Genomic DNA, 16210 nt, shown 5'->3' on the forward strand with positions numbered 1-16210 from the left:
TGGACCGATGTGATGCCCCATGATTGGGTCGAATATGAAGCAAGTTTGAGCAATATATTCCGATATCGGTGTATTTTCGTACTAATCCAATAATATAAAATGTGTATGTTCGAGACCGTACTCCATACCGGCGCTGAGCATCCAGATCTCTGGTGGACACTTCTTCCAAGCCTCTTCTCGTTTGTAGTCGGGCTTGGGCTAGGTTCATACTCGGACCGATTACGTAACTGGGCTAATTCGCAAACAGAACCAACCATGGAATAATCACGAGTAGTACTCACACAGCGAATCCTCTCAGAAGAAGGGTGATTTCGGCATGTTTTTGCCTGAGACTGATAACCAATATCAATATGGTATCAATCGAAGAAACGATAACTAGTATTACTGCTGATCTCGAGAGGTTTGACGGTATCCTCATTGCGTTCTCTGGAGGCGTCGACTCAAGTGTCGTAGCGGCCCTCGCCAATAAGGCGTTGGGAGAAGATGCGATTGCTTGTACAGCAAAAAGCGAGACGCTTCCGGAAACTGAACTCGAAGCGACGAAACAGATTGCCGACGAAATTGGAATCCGTCACAAAGTAGTCGAATTCTCAGAACTCGATAGTGATGCCTTCCGTCGCAATGACGAAGAGCGGTGCTACCATTGTCGGACGATGCGTCTCTCGGCGATGTATGATGTGGCACGAGATCAAGGGATTGAGATTGTTTGTGATGGAACAAACGCCTCTGATCCTGGTGAGGGACACCGTCCAGGGCTTCGGGCTGTCGAGGAGTTAAATGCGTACTCGCCTCTGTTAGAGCATGATATTACGAAAGACGAGGTCCGAGAGATTGCTCGTAAGTTTAATCTCTCAGTCACGGACAAGCCCTCGATGGCATGTCTCTCCTCGCGAATCCCCACTGGGCTGGAGGTCACCGAGGAACGGCTGACTCGTATTGAGAAGGCCGAACAGATCCTCCGGACCTGGGGGTTCGAACAGTTTCGTGTGCGGGACCACGACGGGCTCGCTCGTATCGAAGTGGCGTCTGACGAACTGGAAGCGGCACTCGATCTCGACTTCGTTCGGACAGCCCGAAAGCACATCGCTGATCTGGGGTTCGACCATGTGACGCTGGACCTCCATGGCTATCAGACCGGTAGTGTGAGTCCAGAGACCAACAACGCCGGAACTGACACCTCGTCCAACGAAAATAGCAATGATCCAGTCGGCGAAGATGTGTTCGTTGGCGATGATTCAACCGCCGCGAACAGGTCACAATAACCTACTCGCGTGCGGTCTGCGCTGCTTGGGCGCCAGCGACAAACCCGGCGTCAATGTTAACGACACTGAGGACGGTACAAGACTGGAGCATCCCCAGTAGAGCAGCTTTGCCATCTGCGCCCGCCCCATAGCCAATCGAGACCGGGAGACCGATAACTGGGGCATCAACCATTCCGGCGACGACTGTCGGCAACGCCCCTTCTCGTCCGGCAGCAACGATAACACAGTCAGCGTCATCGAATTGGTGCCGTTCTGCGAACATTCGATGGATTCCAGCAACGCCGACATCGTAGATGGTCTTGACCTCGCAGCCCATCTCACGGGCGGTGACAGCTGCCTCTTCTGCGACTGGGATGTCTGATGTTCCTCCTGTAAGGACAGCGACTGTCCCGTCAGTCTCTGGCGGTTCATACTCTGCGGTTCGCAGGACCATGATTTGGGCCTGGTCAATCCATTCGACTTCGGCTGCTGACGACTGGACGTCTTCGAGCGCTGTCTTAGCCTCGTTGTCGATCCGAGTTGCGATCACTCTATCTTTCTTCTCTAGTGCTTGCTCCGCAATCGAAGCCACTTCTGCCGGGCGTTTTCCTTCCGCGAGGACAACCTCTGGGACGCCGTTGCGGTCCTCTCGACGCGTATCGAAACGGGCGAAGTCATCCACGCGTGTGAACCCTTCAATACGCTCACGCGCCTCCGCGACACTTAACTCGCCCTCCGAGACGTCTTCGAGGATCGGTTCGAGGTCCATGTCTACTCTTGGGGTGACGGCGCTGCGAACTGGCCGTCGTCGAACTCGATTGGCTCCGGTTGGCTAACAACGCGCAGGTCGTCTCTCTTCCGGGCCTCTTCGATAAGTGCCTCGGACCCATAGAATCGGCCTAGGTGCATTGTGTCGCGTGCACGGATCACTCGCAGATCCTCAGTGTCGATCACACCGATTGTCGACAGAGCAGCAACTAGCCCCGCACGGTCAGTCTCGACTGCTGGTGGGAGACGAACTCCACGGATCGTGCTGGCAGTGATCGCATTGATCAGCGTGTCCGGTGCGTTCACTTCAGTTACGATATCTTCGTGGACGAAGTCTGCTGATCCCATTCCCATGGCGTTGCCATGGGTTGTTTCGGTCAGTCCGCGGACGTAGATGCGTTTAATATCAGGAAGATCGGGTTCGGGCTCATTGATTGCGAACGGGCGTCGCCCGATGACATTGGTATCCATGCCCTGCCCGCTAATGTCTTTGCCTTGTTCGTCGAGGACGAGGACATCGACTTCGTCAAATGGGATCTTAGGCATGATCTCATAAGCGGTCTCGAGTAGTTCAGCCTCGCGGTCGAGGAAGCCATCGGGTCGGATTCCCTCAATATAGCCTGTATCATCGTGTTGATCCTCGACGACGGCGACGCCGCCGACGATTGGCAGCGACTCCAGCAGCTGCGAGGTGATCTCGGGGATCATGTTGCGGAAACTCCAGTTGACAGCCCATTCATGAGCAATCTTGGCCCCGCGTTGTTTCCCCATTCCGATCACCATCATTTTCGAGAGCCCACTCTCAACAGTTCCGTCAAAGTCAGTGTGGGGCTTGATCCGATTGACAGGCAGAATGGCATCAGCGCCTGCAGCATTCGCGTCGGCAACAACCGGAACACCACGGTCGGGGGTCTCGCCAACCTGAACAACCTCCATGCTCGAGCGGATCTTACACCCGACTTTCTCTTCGGTTATGCCCAGCGACTCGAGCATTTCTCGTTGCCCCTCCGCGGTTGCGCCACCGTGGCTTCCCATTGCGGGGAAAATAAATGGTTCATAGCCGAAGTCCTCGAGGCGTTCGATCACACCACGGACGAGCAACGGGAGGTTCGCGATCCCCCGGCTCCCGACACCGACAGCAACTTCACCGCCCTCGGGGATGTCCTCGAGGACAAGATTCTCTACTGCATCACCAGCACGCTCAGGAATCTGATCGGCTGGGATGGGATCTGTATCCCACACCTGTTCGATGACCCCCAGCTTCGGAAGCTCGGTTTCACCGCACGCTTCGAGTACTGTCTCCTCTGGGACGGCTAATTCGGAACGCGAACCCATACTAAGAGAATGAGAGATCACTCTTTCGTAAAAGGATATGGATTTCAGATGTAATTGTTGCTATCCAGGGTACTATGGTTATAGACGAGATGATCATTGTCAGCCATGATAGGAAATCGTCAACATATCAGTGGCAGCGATGCACAAGAGGTGGCGCTGGACTGTGTCACGGCCGGTATTGAGGCGGCGAATCCAGAAACCGTCATTCCAGAGCGAATCTCGATCGATGGTAATGACCTAACGGTAGCCGGTACGCCATACGATCTCGGGGATTACGAGCGCGTGCTGATCGTTGGTGGAGGCAACGCGGCTGCCACTGTCGCACGAGCCCTTGAGGATGTGCTTGGGGACCGGCTCGCCGGCGGTGTCGTCGTGACGGATAATCCGATTGAGACGGCATCAGTCTCTGTACTCCCAAGCGACCATCCCGTTCCGAGTGAACGCGGTGTGGAAAGCACTCGCGAGTTACTGTCGGTTGCCGACGAAGCTACTGAAGACGATTTCGTACTCGCTGTGATTACGGGTGGTGGGAGCGCACTTCTTCCCGCTCCCGCAGCTGACATCTCTCTCGCGGACCTTCAGAAGACCACGGAGGCACTGCTGGCTTCAGGTGCCACTATCCACGAGATCAATGCAGTTCGCAAACATCTCTCCGACGTCAAGGGCGGGCAACTTGCCGCGACGCTGGCGCCCGCGACAGTTGTCGGAGTAATCTTCAGCGATGTTGTGGGGAATGATCTTGATGTAATTGCGAGTGGGCCGATTACGCCGGATCAGTCGACGTTCGAGGATGCGCTGGACGTTATGGACCGGTACGATGTTGATTTCCCTACTGCTGTTGTCGACCGACTTCGACGCGGTGCCAACGGCGAGATTGAGGAGACACCAGATACAGGTAATCGCGCGTTCAGGGATGTTGATCCCCATATCGTCGCGGATGGGAACACTGCACTACGCAGCGCAGCGGCCGTCGCCAGTGAGCAGGGGTACGAAACGTTGATCCTCAGCTCTCGTATTCGTGGCGAGGCCAAGGAGGCAGCCAAAACAATGGCTGCAATTGCGGAGGAATGTATAGCGACTGGAGAGCCAGTCGAACCGCCGGCTGTGCTACTCTCTGGTGGGGAAACAACGGTGACGATTACTGGCGACGGGACTGGTGGCCCGAACCAGGAGTTTATACTGAGCGCCGCGCTTGAACGCTCAGAGCCAGGAATCACTGTAGCAAGCGTGGATACAGACGGAATCGACGGAAAATCCGATGTCGCTGGTGGTATCGTTGGAGTCGACGCTGATTTACCGCACGCCGAAGTACAGGAGGCGCTCGCGAACAACGATGCCGGTGGATTCCTCGAGCGTCACGATGGTGTGATTCTGACAGGAGCGACAAATACGAACGTCAACGATTTGCGGATATTCGTCGTCGAGGACTAGTAGCGGACACCAATTACTTTTCGATCGCTGCCTCAGTAGTACCGTCCCAACCATGGACAGCTAGGTTATCTCCTCCGAGCGCGTATCTACAGGAATGAGCCGGAAGAAGTACAACGTCGATCTCTCAGAAGAAGAACGTACTGAACTCGAAGAGTTCGTTACGAAGGGTACACACCGGGCAGAAGCAATCAACCGCGCAAAGATCCTCCTGAAGGCTGATGACGGGCTCACAGATGCGGCCATCTGTGAGCACGTCGGGTGTTCGATCGGGACACCCCATCGGGCCCGCAAAGCGTACTCCGAGCGAGGGATTGCGGCGATGAATCGCCGCAAACCCGACAGAGACTACACGCCGAAGCTTGACGGGTGTGCTGAAGCACATCTCGTCGATCTCGCCTGTTCAGAGCCACCAGAAGGCCGATCCCGCTGGACGTACGCACTTCTCGCTGACCGCCTTGTCACGCTTGAGAAGATCGAGTTCGACTCGATCTCCGAGGAAACCATCCGACAACGGTTAAAAAACGACCTGAAGCCACACCGCTCTGAGTACTGGCTTATTCCGCCCAAAGAGAACGCAGAGTTCGTCTATCGGATGGAAACGATCCTTTCTCTTTACGAAGAGCCGTACGACGAGACCCATCTAGTCATCTGTTTCGACGAGTCCAGCAAGGAACTTCACAAGCACGTCCGCGATCCGCTCCCGGCATCACCGGGAGCGGTCGCTCGAACAGATCACCACTACGAACGCAATGGGAAACGAATGCTTCACCTGGCGACTGAGCCGTTAACTGGCCGGTGTCGTCTCCATGTGACTGAACGACGGCGGACTTGTGAATGGATCGACTGTATGCAGGCGATTGCCGACGACTACCCGGATGCGGTCTGCATCCGGGTAGTCTTGGACAACCTCAGCACGCACAATCTGGCTGCCTTCTATCGGTTCTTCCCGCCCGAGAAAGCACGCGAGTATCTCGATCGTTTCGAGTTCTACTACACGCCCACGCACGGAAGTTGGCTGAATATGGCCGAACTTGTCTGGAGCACGCTCCAGACCCAGTGTCTCAACCACCGAATTCCGGACGCAGCGACCCTCCAGTCGGAGGTCGCTGCGTGGGAAGCTGAACGCAATAAGTTGGATATCATGATCAACTGGCAATTCATAAACAAAGACGCTCGACCGAAACTGCACCGGCTCTATCCGACTATCGAGGAGGCTGAGAACTAGTCACTCGACGGTTGGGACGGTAGTAGCGGATCTCAAGTCATTAGAACAGTAGTGTGAACCACTAACTATCATTCCAGTTTCTGTAGAAAGAAGTATCAGCTCTCCCGAAGTATGCTACTACTCATCGCCGCCTGCCGAGGCTGTGTCTACTCTAACGGTATCAGGCTCATCTACAGGGCTGGGTTCTTCGTCTCCCGGTTCTTCGCCGTTCACCTTCCTGTATACGAAACTTGCCAGTGCAGGCGCTAAGAGCGCAGTCACGATTGTCGACGCTGCAATCTGTGGTGTCGCTATGGTTGCTGCCTGCCGCATAGCGGGATCAGCAGCGGCGACAGCTTCGGGCGTCGCAACCGCATTCCCGGCCGTACTCGATGCGGATGCACCCGCTACGCCGGAGCCACCCGAAGCTCGATCAGCGAGAATGTTGAAGATGCCGCCGATGAGTACGGTCATAACACCCAGTAGGATACCCGCTGCACCGGCAGTGACCAGCATCGAGAAGTCGATCCCGGCGCCCAGCGGGAACGCGAAGAACGGAATCAAGACCGGGCCAGCACTCGTGAGGAACTCACGCATCTCAGGATCAAGGTTCCCGAGGACCATCCCAATCAGAATCGGGACAACAACCGACACGATATCTAGGAATGGAATCGAGGCGATCCCGGCTGTCCCAAGCGCAACCATGGTCAGGAACGGACCGTCGTTAATGGAAATAATCGAGATCGCCCCGACATCGGTCTCGTCGCCCATATCGCCAACCAGTGCGGCATACAGGCCCCCGTTCGTGTTCGTCATTGCTCCAATAATTGCAAGCGACGAGAGTCCAAATAGGCTGTTGCCGAGGAAGTTGGCCACAATCAGCCCGATCCCCATTCCGACAAGGAACTTCGTCGCGGTGATCGCTGTCCCTTGCTTGAGAGCTTGGGGTGCTTCATTAACCGTAATTCCAGCTCCCATGCAGACTAGGAAGGCGGCAATCAGCGGCAACGCTCCATCTTTGAATAGCGCCGTTGTGAATCCACCGACCTCCAACGCCTGGGGAAAGAAAGTGTTTATCACTGCCCCAAGAACCAGCGGAATTACCATCATCCCACCAGGAATCGACTCGATGGTCTGTTTGATCTTCATTGTTCGCTCTCGGAACTGAAAGTCACTGTCAGCTGTTTTTCCCACTTTGCAGTCGATGTACTACGGTCTCTTCTACTGCAGGCTGGCTTGGCAAACATTCCAATGATTGTTATAGAACATAGGTAAAAAAACGTTACGGATAGTTGTGATACGATGACAATACTACACTCCATACCAGGAATGTTCAGTCGTCTATATCGATCCGAATATACACTTCAGTTACAGTAGCTGCGTGGAAGTGAGAAGACCCGCCTATCTAGGTAGCAACTAGGGGGAAACCAGAACTGAGAGAATAGAGCAACTGACTGCCAGATTCCCTGTACTGGAATAAGTGTCAGTTCTCAGCCGTCATATCGACAGCGACGTCGACGGCGTCAACGAGGCTCTGCTCGGAGGCGATTCCTTCTCCCGCAATATCGAATGCGGTCCCATGGTCAACGCTGGTCCGAATGATCGGGAGTCCGATTGTCACATTCACACCGGAAACAGCGTCACCCCCGGCGAACCCGAGCATCTTAATTGGGATGTGTCCTTGGTCGTGATACATAGAGACGACACAGTCGAACTCTCCACGCGCCGCCCGGACGTATACCGTGTCAGGCGATTCGGGTCCCTCCACATCGATCCCTTCCTCTTGGGCCTGCTCAACGGCGGGTTCGATCTCGGCATGGTCCTCGTTGCCTAGGAGTCCGCCATCGCTGGCGTGAGGGTTCAGGCCTGCGACGGCGATTGACGGTGAGTCGAGGCCGAGATCACGCAGTGCATCATCAGTCAGACGGATTGTCTTGAGTACCTTTTCAGCCGTCACCAGATCACAGGCTTCCCGGAGAGAGACGTGCGTACTCACGTGGGTCACACGGAGCTCGTCCTCAACGAGCATCATCGAGTAATTCTCTGTGTCGGTGTAGTCGGCGAGCATCCCCGTGTGACCGGCATAGTCGCTCCCCGCGAGCTTCGTCGCCTGTTTGTTGATCGGTGCCGTCGTAATCGCATCGATCTCGCCCGTTTTGGCAAGTTCGATGGCGCGTTCGATATACTGTAGGCTCGCTGCTCCGTACGCCTCACGAACCTCCCCACAGACGAGTTCGTCCACCAGATTGAGGTCTACCACCGGAATGGTGGAGGCATCGAACGTCGCATCAGCCACGGACTCTATGGCTTCGACATCGATCGAGACATCACAGACTGCAATGGCCTCGGCGATCACATCTGTGTCGCCGATGACGAGCGGTCGACAGCTCTCGAGCAGTTTCGGATACGCCTTAACGATCACTTCCGGGCCGATCCCGCCAGGATCACCCATTGTGATCCCTACCAGTGGTTTCTCCTTATGCATCGGTTTGACTCAAAACGTCCAGACAATTAACGATTGCTTCTTCTGATCCAAACCCACCAGCCTTCGTGATCAGCGGCATTCCGGAGGTAGCGCCGTCAGCAAACGTACCAATGGGAATCCCGGCTTCGACCTCTTCACCGGTCAGCGTTACTGCCGTCGCTTCGAGTTCCCGGATCACCGCGACCGCAATGTCACCACCCGTCAGCAGTAAGCCTGACGGAGTCTCATCCTGGAGAACGGCAGCTGCAATCGTTGCAAGGCCCGTTGCGATCTGCTCACGGATCTCCGAGGATGTGAGTCCTTGTTCCTCGCCAACAGCCAGCGTCTGGTCGACATCTTCGGCAGCGGTTGCTGCGGTCAGTACGACTGGCTGATTATCACGCAGACGTTGCACGGCTTGCTCCACGATATTGTCTAAGTCATTCCCGTTCAGCAGTGTGGATCCATCAATCTGAATGAACACATCGTTCGATACGTGATCAAGTTGCTCAAGTGTAATTTTACTAACACTTCCGGCGATGCCTAATGCTGCACCGTCTAAGAGTTGCACGGACGAATGTGTATCTGCGTTGGCACCGGAAACAGTGATCTGCTCTGCCAATCCAGCACTGCCGACATAGAGCGCATTGACGTCCGTAGTTGCTTCGGCAGCAGTCGCTAGGTGTGTATCTTCGACAGCATCACAGATGATGATCGGTGCCTGACTGCTCCGTTCAACTATGTCTGTAACTGCGGTAGCAACCTCGTCGTGTCCTCCCTTGAGAGTCGAGAGAGGAATGTTATCGACTGGTCGGTCGATCGATTTGAACAGGTCGACAAGTGACGAGGATGTTGGCCCTTTCTTGTCGTCTCCGTACTCCGTCTCGGCAACAGGGGCTCCCTTCACATAGTGAACACCGTCCTCTGTCGTCCGGCCAGCTGATGGGAACGCGGGTGCGACCAGGGCTAGCTCAGCACCCGACACAGATAGTGCTGCATCGACTTCACCAGCGAAATTCCCGCGGAGAGTCGAATCAACCTTCTTGTAGATGGTTTGTGATGAGATTGCCCCGACTGCTGTGGAGACAGCATCAATTGCGTCCGCCTCGCTATCGTACCGGCTATTGGTGTTGATCCCCAGTACTGCAGCGCCTTGTTCAATTTCATCCATCTTCGCCTCCGGATCGGCAACGACAGTCGTCGCGTATCCTCGAGCAGCAAACCCCTGTGAGGTATCCATTGCTCCTGTTAAATCATCAGCGACTACTTCGACAGCATACATGGTCCAATACTCTATAGTCAACCGTGATAAAATATTGGATGATTCGCATCAACAACAGGAAATCGAGTTTGCTCATGGAGAAATTTGTAGGTGTGTACTGTCTATATTCGTCCTCTTGAAGGGTTCCTGAACCGATCGAGCATTAGCTTTCCGAGAAATGTTATCAATAGAATAGTTTAGTAATGGTAAACGAAATGGGTTGCCTTACTGACCCTCAATCTAGATTTACAACAGTACATTTGTAAGGGACTCCTCGTCTGAGACCGGCTCATCAGTTTCAATAGATCGAGTGAGGATCCTTTGTGATAGATTTAATAGAAGTATTGAGAGATATTTTCTGTGTCGGCTGAATCGTTGGATTGTAGATACCGATTATAACTCCCGGGCATTTAGCAAAAATAAACGAGATGATCACCGACAACCTGTTGTGACGTTCCCAGAAGGGGACAGGGCCTAGTATTTATAATTTTTGATAAATATCCAATGGAAGATTTTGCCTCTAGAACTGAGTTCCTCTTATATATGCATCCTAATACAACCTGCCAGAGGAGAATTACCTTGCACCCGACGTGGGAATGATCTCTGTCATGTTGATATTCGCCTCGATCACGCTGGTTGTATTCTTTATCTTCTCAGGAAGGGCATCTCGAAACCGACCGTCTTGCATTCGACTGATCGGGCCAGAAACACTCACTGCTCCAAGAACACGGCCTGTCTGGTCGCGTACCGGTGCTCCGACTGCACGAACCCCTTCAACTTCCTCTTGATCATTGAGTGAATACCCGCGTTCTCGCGTCGTCTTGAGCTCATCAAACAGCGCAGCTCGGTCAGGTATCGTGTTGTCGGTCATCTCTGCAAGGCCGTACTCGTCAACAATCTGTTCGACACGGGATTGGGGAAGGAAGGCAAGAATCGCCTTTCCTGTTGCAGTGTAATGGAGGTAATCCGGACGCTGTAGTTTGACGGAATGAAAGCGTTCCCCGACAGCGTTTTCCCCAAGAATCTTGCAGAGTTTCATGCTCAGACCATGTTGTTCAGTCGATAGATGTACGATTTCGCCGGTCTCTTCTGCCAACTCCTGTACCTCGGGTTCGCCAATTTGATAGAGGATATTGTTGTTCCGGACATACTCCCCGAAGATGAGAAACCGGAGGCTCAATTCATACTGATTATCATTTTTTACTATAAATCTGTTTTCTTGAAGTGTACTAACATGGTTATGGACAGTTCCTTTCGTCAGATCAAGATGGTCAGCTAATTCTGTGATTGACGCACCATTCCGTTCCTTAAGCCCCTCTAAGACTTGGATTGTTGTCTCAACCGCACGGACCGGGTTATTCGCTTTTTTCATTAGTCGTATCCAAGTCCGTTATCACCATAAATGTGTTCGCTCTTCGGAAGCAGATTGTTGGTCGGGGAGAGCTGGCGCTGTGAAAGCGTAGCGGGCAAGGGAGATGCGTCAGCATCACCCGACTATGTTCCCAGTTGAAGTGTTTCGCTCGGAGGCGAGCGCCGCGAACCTGCTGAAGCAGGTTCGCTGGCGCGAGGACCTCCAGTGCCCGCGCTGCTGGTCTGAGTCAGTGATCAAGTACGGCAGCTATCGAGCGTATCAGCGGTATCGCTGTAAAAATTGTGGACGCACGTTCAACGACAAAACCGGCACGATCTTCGCGCACGCGAAGATCGGCCTCGACCAATTGTTGTTCGCATTCTACTCGTTGCTCCGGTTCAACACGAGTATCCGCCAGTTAGACGCTGAACTCGACGTCTCCTACCGGTCACTTCACCGGCGCGTTGAGCGCTTTGCTAGAACGCTCGATGCGCCTCGCATTGATCTCGTTGGCCCAGTCGAGATCGATGAGTTCTACGTCTCTGCCGGGAAGAAAGGCCGCGAGCGCGACCAGGAGTCGCGCTCGCGTGGTCTCTCGACACGTGGACGAGGAAGCTACGACGAAGACAAGCCACCAGTGTTCATCCTCGTTGATCGCGGTAGCGATCAGCGATACGTTGTCCGTCGAAATCCGCCGACGAATCGACCGTGCGACTCCTCCTCGACACCTACGAAGAGGAGTCGCTAACGGTCTACACCGACGGATTTCGTGCCTACGACCCGCTGGAGAAGGACGAAAAGTACCAACGAGAAGCCGTTATTCACAGCGAAGGAGAGTACGTCGATGGAAACGTGCACGTGAATACGTGCGAGAGCCACGCGTCGCTGGCGCGACGGTGGCTCTCGCCGCATCGAGGAATCTCGAAGAACAAACTCACAGCGTATCTCAGACTCTTCCAACTTCGCCGGAGAATCCTACGCAAATCGGGACGAGAAGCCTTGAAAGAAATCATTCGAACTGCCCTCTAACTCACCAACAATGTCCTTCACAAGAGCGTCGCACGGTTTCTGAATCATAGCCGTGGACACTAGCAATGAGGAATTCATCACCATCGTGCTGATCGCTCGCTTTAAGCGCATATTCAGTGCTCCTGTTCACCCGGCGTTCATTCTCGGCGTCACGGTTCTCCCTAGAGAGTGGGATATCTACCGTGCCATAGATATCAGCGTTAAGTTGACGCTGTGCAGCAAGCGGACTTCTCAACTAACGGCTTTGTGAAGTACTGATTCTCCGGAAACGCCAAGCGACCGGCGGCAAAGACGGTTCACAATACTGTTGAATAGATATTGTGAATCGGCCAATAGATCCGGTACCAGATTGCCTGAGGCGAGCGTTCTATGCCGATCAAACGGAGAATTGCTCGTTCTCTTGCAGCGAACAGTTGATAGCGTGAAGGTTGACGACGATGTTTGTTAGGGTGTTCGCCGTTCGTTAGTACTCCATGTAACACTCGCTGAGCAGATCTACGAATTGCATGTCAAAACCCGCTATACAACCTATCATCTCTTCAAATATAAATCATTGAACAATATCCCTGGTGGAATTCCATTTAAGAACTGGGGATAATCTACTTTGGATAAAATTACAAGCATATGGGTGTAATAGATGGGCAAGAGCGATCAATTAGCGCATGCTCTCGATCGACGTTCACTGCGAGTAAACAAAGGCCGTATTGGCCGAACTACCAGTACTGATCGTGGTACTAAGAGATGGCGGAGGTATCTACGCTGGCGTCATTTATCTCCCGTTTAGTAGTGATAAATAGTCTCAGAATATTCGTTCTCGACAAGAGAACGTATCTCATTCGATTGAGTGGATCATAGGTACGAAGGGAGCATACTGACGCGTCGTTCTGTGATACGTGTGGTTTTAATATTGGTAAAGAATAACACGGTAGTGTGTCATGGGAGAAATGAACCCAGAGCCGGGGATCAATACGCAGCAATACGTGTTAGATCCCGTCGGCACCGTCAGTACCGAAACCGGATCGATAGTGGGTCGACTCGATAACCTTGAAGGCGCGACGATCGGCCTGCTGGACAATGCGAAGACGAACGCGGACGTGTTCTTAGAGGAGGTTGGCGACCTGCTGACTGAGAAGTACGACGTCACGACGGTCTCGCGGCGCAAGGACGGCACCGCGATGCCGGCCGAGTCGATCGCCGCGCACCTTCATGACCGGTGTGACGCCGTCGTTAACGCGTACGGCGATTGCGGCTCCTGTACGTCGTGGTGTATCTACGATAGCGTCGATCTCGAGTCGCGCGGAACGCCAGTTGCAACGATCAACAGTGACGAGTTCGTTCGCCTCGGACAGTCGGAATCGAGATCTCTCGGAATTCCGGGGTTACCGATCGCCACCGTCGAACACCCAATGGGCGATATTACGGAGTCAGAAGTCCGTCAGAGAGCGCGAGAGACGTTTGACGAAATCGTCCACGTTCTCACGACAGACGCCGACTCGCTAAAATCAGAGTACGACAACAAGTACCTTGAGACGGACGAAGAACTCGGCGACGAAGACCTATACTGTCCGTTATGAGTCTGGACGAGCAAGCCAAGCGACTCGAGATCGATGCGGACTTCGAAACGGCCAACGAGGAACTGTATCGGCGAAACCTCACCGATGGGTTGCCTGTCGTTCCGCCGACGGAAGAGCGGGTCAAGGCGATGATGACCAAGACTGACCGCGATCCAGACGAGGTCATCGGCGTGATGCCACCGCGGTACGGCGATGCGACGGTCGAGAAGATTGCGATTAACGCCGTGATGGCCGGCTGTAAACCCGAATATATGCCGGTACTGGTTGCCGCGGTCGCGGCCATGTGTGAGGATAAGTTCAACCTCTATGGAATCAACGCGACGACACATCCAGTTGCTCCACTGCTGATCGTCAACGGCCCGATCGTCGACGATATCAACCTCAACTACGGGTACAACGTCTTCGGTCAGGGCTGGCGATCGAACAGTACGATTGGCCGCGCGATCCGTTTACTATTGACGAACGTCGGCGGCGGGCGTCCGGGCGACATGGATCGGGCAACCCACGGCCATCCGGGGAAGTTCAGTTTCTGCATCGCTGAGAACGAGACGAAGTCTCCTTGGGAGTCGTTCCACGTTCGCCGGGGATACGACTCGGACGAGAGTACGGTGACAGTTATCGCCGCTGAGGCGCCTCACGAGGTGAACGATCACGTAAGCGAAGACGGCGGTGGAATCCTGACGGTTGCAGCCGATGTCCTCGCGACGATGGGGCACAACAACGCGTATGTTACACACAGTGAAGTGACAGTGGTATTCGGACCTGAACACGCGGAGACGATCTCTCGAGACAGCTACTCGGTCTCGGACGTCAAGTGGTTCCTTTACGACAATGCTCGGAACCGACTCGGAAAACTCAAATCTGGCGGCCTCTATGGGATCCACGACTGGGCCGACCGGTTCGCCGCCGCGACCGATGATGCGATGATCCCCGTCGTCGAAGATCCCAAGCACGTCAACGTCTTGGTCGCCGGCGGCGCCGGAAAACATTCGATGGCACTGCCCTCATTCGGCGAGACGCGGTCGGTCACGAAACCGATCGCTCGAGGTGAGTGATATGAGCGTTCCACGAGGTGCGCTCGATATCCATGTCCACGCCGGTCCGTCGGTATTCAACCGGACCCACGACGCTATCGTACTCGCGGAATCGCTAACTCGACAGAACATCGCTGCCGTGTACAAGAGCCACTTCGGCAATACGCATGCCCACGTCAGACTAGCGGAAACGCATGTTCCCGAGGCGGAGGTATACTCTTCGGCTACGCTGAATTCGTTCGTCGGCGGCGTCAACGAGGCCGCAGTCGAACACGCGCTTGAGACAGACGCGGCGGTCGTGTGGCTGCCGACGCTTGACGCCGCTAACTTCAACGTAACTGCGCTCGGTCGAGACTACCCGTTCCCGGTGCGAAATCTCACGGTTGCCGACGACGGCCGCGCTACTAACAGCGTCAGATCGGTACTCGAGACCATCGCGGATCACGAGAATCGAACCGTCCTTGGAAACGGGCACGTCTCCTGTAAGGAGACTGCTGCCGTCCTTGACGCGATCGAGGAGATGGGCCTGTCGGTGCCGTACCTCGTCACCCACGCGGACTTCGAATTCATGGGGCTGAATACAGAAACCCAGGCCCGACTCGCTGATCGCGGGGCCATTCTCGAGAAGTGCTACTTGCCGGTCGTCCATGGCGATCTATCGGCCGCTGAGTTCGTCGCCTCGATCCGCCGAATCGGGATCGATCACTGTGTGGTCTCGACCGACCACGGGGCCGTCGCGAACGAGTCCCCGCCAGCGGCCTACGAGACGCTGCTCGAGACACTCTGGAACGAGGGCCTTTCTGAGGCCGAGATCGAACAACTCGCCGTCACCAATCCGCGGCGACTGTTGGGAGTCGAGACACCAGCATGAGGTCGGGGAATAGAGTTAACAGTATGCAAGAGAATATATGCCACATGTACAAGGTACTCTTACCAATTGAGTCGGACGAACAGCGACCGACGCCTGCGACCCGGGCCGTCGCGGAGTTGCCTGGCGACCCTGACGAAATCGCAGTCACCGTCCTGAACGTCTTTGAGGAGTTTGATGTGTACGATGACATGGGCGGGTCAAGTTCGGACCAGTTGTACGACGACGTCGATCTTCCTGCCGGCGTCCGATCGCAGTCGACTTCCTCGAGGAGCGGGGAATCCGGGCTGACGTACGCCGCGAACACGGGGATCCGAAGGAAACAATCGTCGATGTGGCCCACGAACTGGACGTGGACATGATCGCCCTCGGCGGTCGAAAGCAGACGCCGGTCGGAAAAGCCCTGTTTGGCAGCGTCGCGCAGGCGGTACTGCTGAACGCTGCTCGCCCGGTTTTCGTCACCATCTCAGAATGACTGGCGTCAGGACCGACTGCCGTCCGCGTACCGCTGTTCGAACACGTCGCATTCGCGAAACCGAGTGAGGCGGTACGGCTCGAGATCAACCACGGACTCGTCAGCGAGTATATTGAGGTAGTACGCGAGCGAGCAGCCGTAGATGCCGCCTTCGACGATACCGACATGCATACGG

15 protein-coding genes and 1 pseudogene are annotated in these 16210 nt (G+C 54.7%); 9 read left to right on the forward strand and 7 right to left on the reverse strand.

All coding sequences use genetic code 11. From position 1 onward, the window contains the following. Positions 1-350: 350 nt before the first annotated feature. Complete coding sequence (larE, locus tag PGX04_RS08100) at positions 351-1262, forward strand: ATP-dependent sacrificial sulfur transferase LarE (protein ID WP_273738036.1); 912 nt, start codon at positions 351-353, stop codon at positions 1260-1262. Between the two features lies 1 nt (position 1263). On the opposite strand, the gene larB is transcribed toward larE, so the two are convergent. Together larB and PGX04_RS08110 are read right to left on the reverse strand one after the other, a co-directional pair. Then, complete coding sequence (larB, locus tag PGX04_RS08105) at positions 1264-2010, reverse strand: nickel pincer cofactor biosynthesis protein LarB (RefSeq protein ID WP_273738037.1); 747 nt, start codon at positions 2008-2010, stop codon at positions 1264-1266. A 2-nt stretch (positions 2011-2012) separates the two neighbouring features. Continuing rightward, positions 2013-3344 (reverse strand): nickel pincer cofactor-dependent isomerase, group 22, encoded by a 1332-nt coding sequence (locus PGX04_RS08110; RefSeq protein ID WP_377042352.1) that lies wholly within the window; start codon positions 3342-3344, stop codon positions 2013-2015. 105 nt (positions 3345-3449) lie between these two features. Between PGX04_RS08110 and PGX04_RS08120 the strand changes: the two genes are divergently transcribed. Beyond that, the gene (locus tag PGX04_RS08120; RefSeq protein ID WP_273738092.1) at positions 3450-4775 is read left to right on the forward strand and encodes a glycerate kinase type-2 family protein; all 1326 of its coding nucleotides are present in this window, start codon (positions 3450-3452) and stop codon (positions 4773-4775) included. A 94-nt stretch (positions 4776-4869) separates the two neighbouring features. Continuing rightward, positions 4870-6000: an IS630 family transposase gene (locus tag PGX04_RS08125; RefSeq protein WP_273738040.1), complete on the forward strand. Its 1131-nt coding sequence runs from the start codon at positions 4870-4872 to the stop codon at positions 5998-6000. Positions 6001-6117: 117 nt separating this feature from the next. Here PGX04_RS08125 and PGX04_RS08130 read toward each other — a convergent pair whose 3' ends face one another. The 4 genes from PGX04_RS08130 to PGX04_RS08145 all read right to left on the reverse strand — a co-directional run bounded on the left by PGX04_RS08130 (position 6118) and on the right by PGX04_RS08145 (position 11076). Then, positions 6118-7128, reverse strand: coding sequence for a 2-keto-3-deoxygluconate permease (locus PGX04_RS08130; protein WP_273738041.1), 1011 nt, complete (start codon positions 7126-7128; stop codon positions 6118-6120). A 334-nt stretch (positions 7129-7462) separates the two neighbouring features. Further along, the gene (pdxA, locus tag PGX04_RS08135) at positions 7463-8464 is read right to left on the reverse strand and encodes a 4-hydroxythreonine-4-phosphate dehydrogenase PdxA (protein WP_273738042.1); all 1002 of its coding nucleotides are present in this window, start codon (positions 8462-8464) and stop codon (positions 7463-7465) included. Continuing rightward, on the reverse strand, positions 8457-9725 hold the full coding sequence (locus PGX04_RS08140) for a four-carbon acid sugar kinase family protein (RefSeq protein ID WP_273738043.1): 1269 nt from the start codon (positions 9723-9725) through the stop codon (positions 8457-8459). The genes pdxA and PGX04_RS08140 overlap by 8 nt, the downstream gene beginning before the upstream one ends. A 553-nt stretch (positions 9726-10278) precedes the next feature. Further along, positions 10279-11076 (reverse strand): IclR family transcriptional regulator, encoded by a 798-nt coding sequence (locus PGX04_RS08145; RefSeq protein WP_273738044.1) that lies wholly within the window; start codon positions 11074-11076, stop codon positions 10279-10281. A 124-nt stretch (positions 11077-11200) separates the two neighbouring features. On the opposite strand from PGX04_RS08145, the pseudogene PGX04_RS08150 reads away from it, so the two are divergent. The 6 genes and pseudogenes from PGX04_RS08150 (at position 11201) to PGX04_RS08175 (ending at position 16035) form a co-directional block, all read left to right on the forward strand. Then, a pseudogene (locus tag PGX04_RS08150) lies at positions 11201-12084 on the forward strand (IS1595 family transposase). Positions 12085-13019: 935 nt separating this feature from the next. Next, complete coding sequence (locus PGX04_RS08155; protein WP_273738045.1) at positions 13020-13658, forward strand: UGSC family (seleno)protein; 639 nt, start codon at positions 13020-13022, stop codon at positions 13656-13658. Next, the gene (locus PGX04_RS08160; RefSeq protein ID WP_273738046.1) at positions 13655-14713 is read left to right on the forward strand and encodes a hypothetical protein; all 1059 of its coding nucleotides are present in this window, start codon (positions 13655-13657) and stop codon (positions 14711-14713) included. The genes PGX04_RS08155 and PGX04_RS08160 overlap by 4 nt, the downstream gene beginning before the upstream one ends. A 1-nt stretch (position 14714) precedes the next feature. Beyond that, positions 14715-15563, forward strand: a complete 849-nt coding sequence (locus PGX04_RS08165; protein ID WP_273738047.1) for a DUF6282 family protein — start codon at positions 14715-14717, stop codon at positions 15561-15563. Between the two features lie 44 nt (positions 15564-15607). Then, positions 15608-15922: a hypothetical protein gene (locus PGX04_RS08170; RefSeq protein ID WP_273738048.1), complete on the forward strand. Its 315-nt coding sequence runs from the start codon at positions 15608-15610 to the stop codon at positions 15920-15922. Further along, positions 15886-16035: a universal stress protein gene (locus tag PGX04_RS08175; protein ID WP_273738093.1), complete on the forward strand. Its 150-nt coding sequence runs from the start codon at positions 15886-15888 to the stop codon at positions 16033-16035. The genes PGX04_RS08170 and PGX04_RS08175 overlap by 37 nt, the downstream gene beginning before the upstream one ends. Before the next feature lie 6 nt (positions 16036-16041). On the opposite strand, the gene PGX04_RS08180 is transcribed toward PGX04_RS08175, so the two are convergent. Continuing rightward, on the reverse strand, positions 16042-16206 hold the full coding sequence (locus PGX04_RS08180) for a hypothetical protein (RefSeq protein WP_273738049.1): 165 nt from the start codon (positions 16204-16206) through the stop codon (positions 16042-16044). Between the last annotated feature and the right edge of the window lie 4 nt (positions 16207-16210).

The organism is Natrinema soli (genome assembly GCF_028618695.1).

Excerpts from the sequence above, each read along its gene's own strand:
- larE (WP_273738036.1), top strand. The coding sequence starts at position 351 with ATGGTATCAATCGAAGAAACGATAACTAGTATTACTGCTGATCTCGAG.
- larB (WP_273738037.1), bottom strand. The coding sequence starts at position 2,010 with ATGGACCTCGAACCGATCCTCGAAGACGTCTCGGAGGGCGAGTTAAGT.
- PGX04_RS08110 (WP_377042352.1), bottom strand. The coding sequence starts at position 3,344 with ATGGGTTCGCGTTCCGAATTAGCCGTCCCAGAGGAGACAGTACTCGAA.
- PGX04_RS08120 (WP_273738092.1), top strand. The coding sequence starts at position 3,450 with ATGATAGGAAATCGTCAACATATCAGTGGCAGCGATGCACAAGAGGTG.
- PGX04_RS08125 (WP_273738040.1), top strand. The coding sequence starts at position 4,870 with ATGAGCCGGAAGAAGTACAACGTCGATCTCTCAGAAGAAGAACGTACT.
- PGX04_RS08130 (WP_273738041.1), bottom strand. The coding sequence starts at position 7,128 with ATGAAGATCAAACAGACCATCGAGTCGATTCCTGGTGGGATGATGGTA.
- pdxA (WP_273738042.1), bottom strand. The coding sequence starts at position 8,464 with ATGCATAAGGAGAAACCACTGGTAGGGATCACAATGGGTGATCCTGGC.
- PGX04_RS08140 (WP_273738043.1), bottom strand. The coding sequence starts at position 9,725 with ATGTATGCTGTCGAAGTAGTCGCTGATGATTTAACAGGAGCAATGGAT.
- PGX04_RS08145 (WP_273738044.1), bottom strand. The coding sequence starts at position 11,076 with ATGAAAAAAGCGAATAACCCGGTCCGTGCGGTTGAGACAACAATCCAA.
- PGX04_RS08155 (WP_273738045.1), top strand. The coding sequence starts at position 13,020 with ATGGGAGAAATGAACCCAGAGCCGGGGATCAATACGCAGCAATACGTG.
- PGX04_RS08160 (WP_273738046.1), top strand. The coding sequence starts at position 13,655 with ATGAGTCTGGACGAGCAAGCCAAGCGACTCGAGATCGATGCGGACTTC.
- PGX04_RS08165 (WP_273738047.1), top strand. The coding sequence starts at position 14,715 with ATGAGCGTTCCACGAGGTGCGCTCGATATCCATGTCCACGCCGGTCCG.
- PGX04_RS08170 (WP_273738048.1), top strand. The coding sequence starts at position 15,608 with ATGTACAAGGTACTCTTACCAATTGAGTCGGACGAACAGCGACCGACG.
- PGX04_RS08180 (WP_273738049.1), bottom strand. The coding sequence starts at position 16,206 with ATGCATGTCGGTATCGTCGAAGGCGGCATCTACGGCTGCTCGCTCGCG.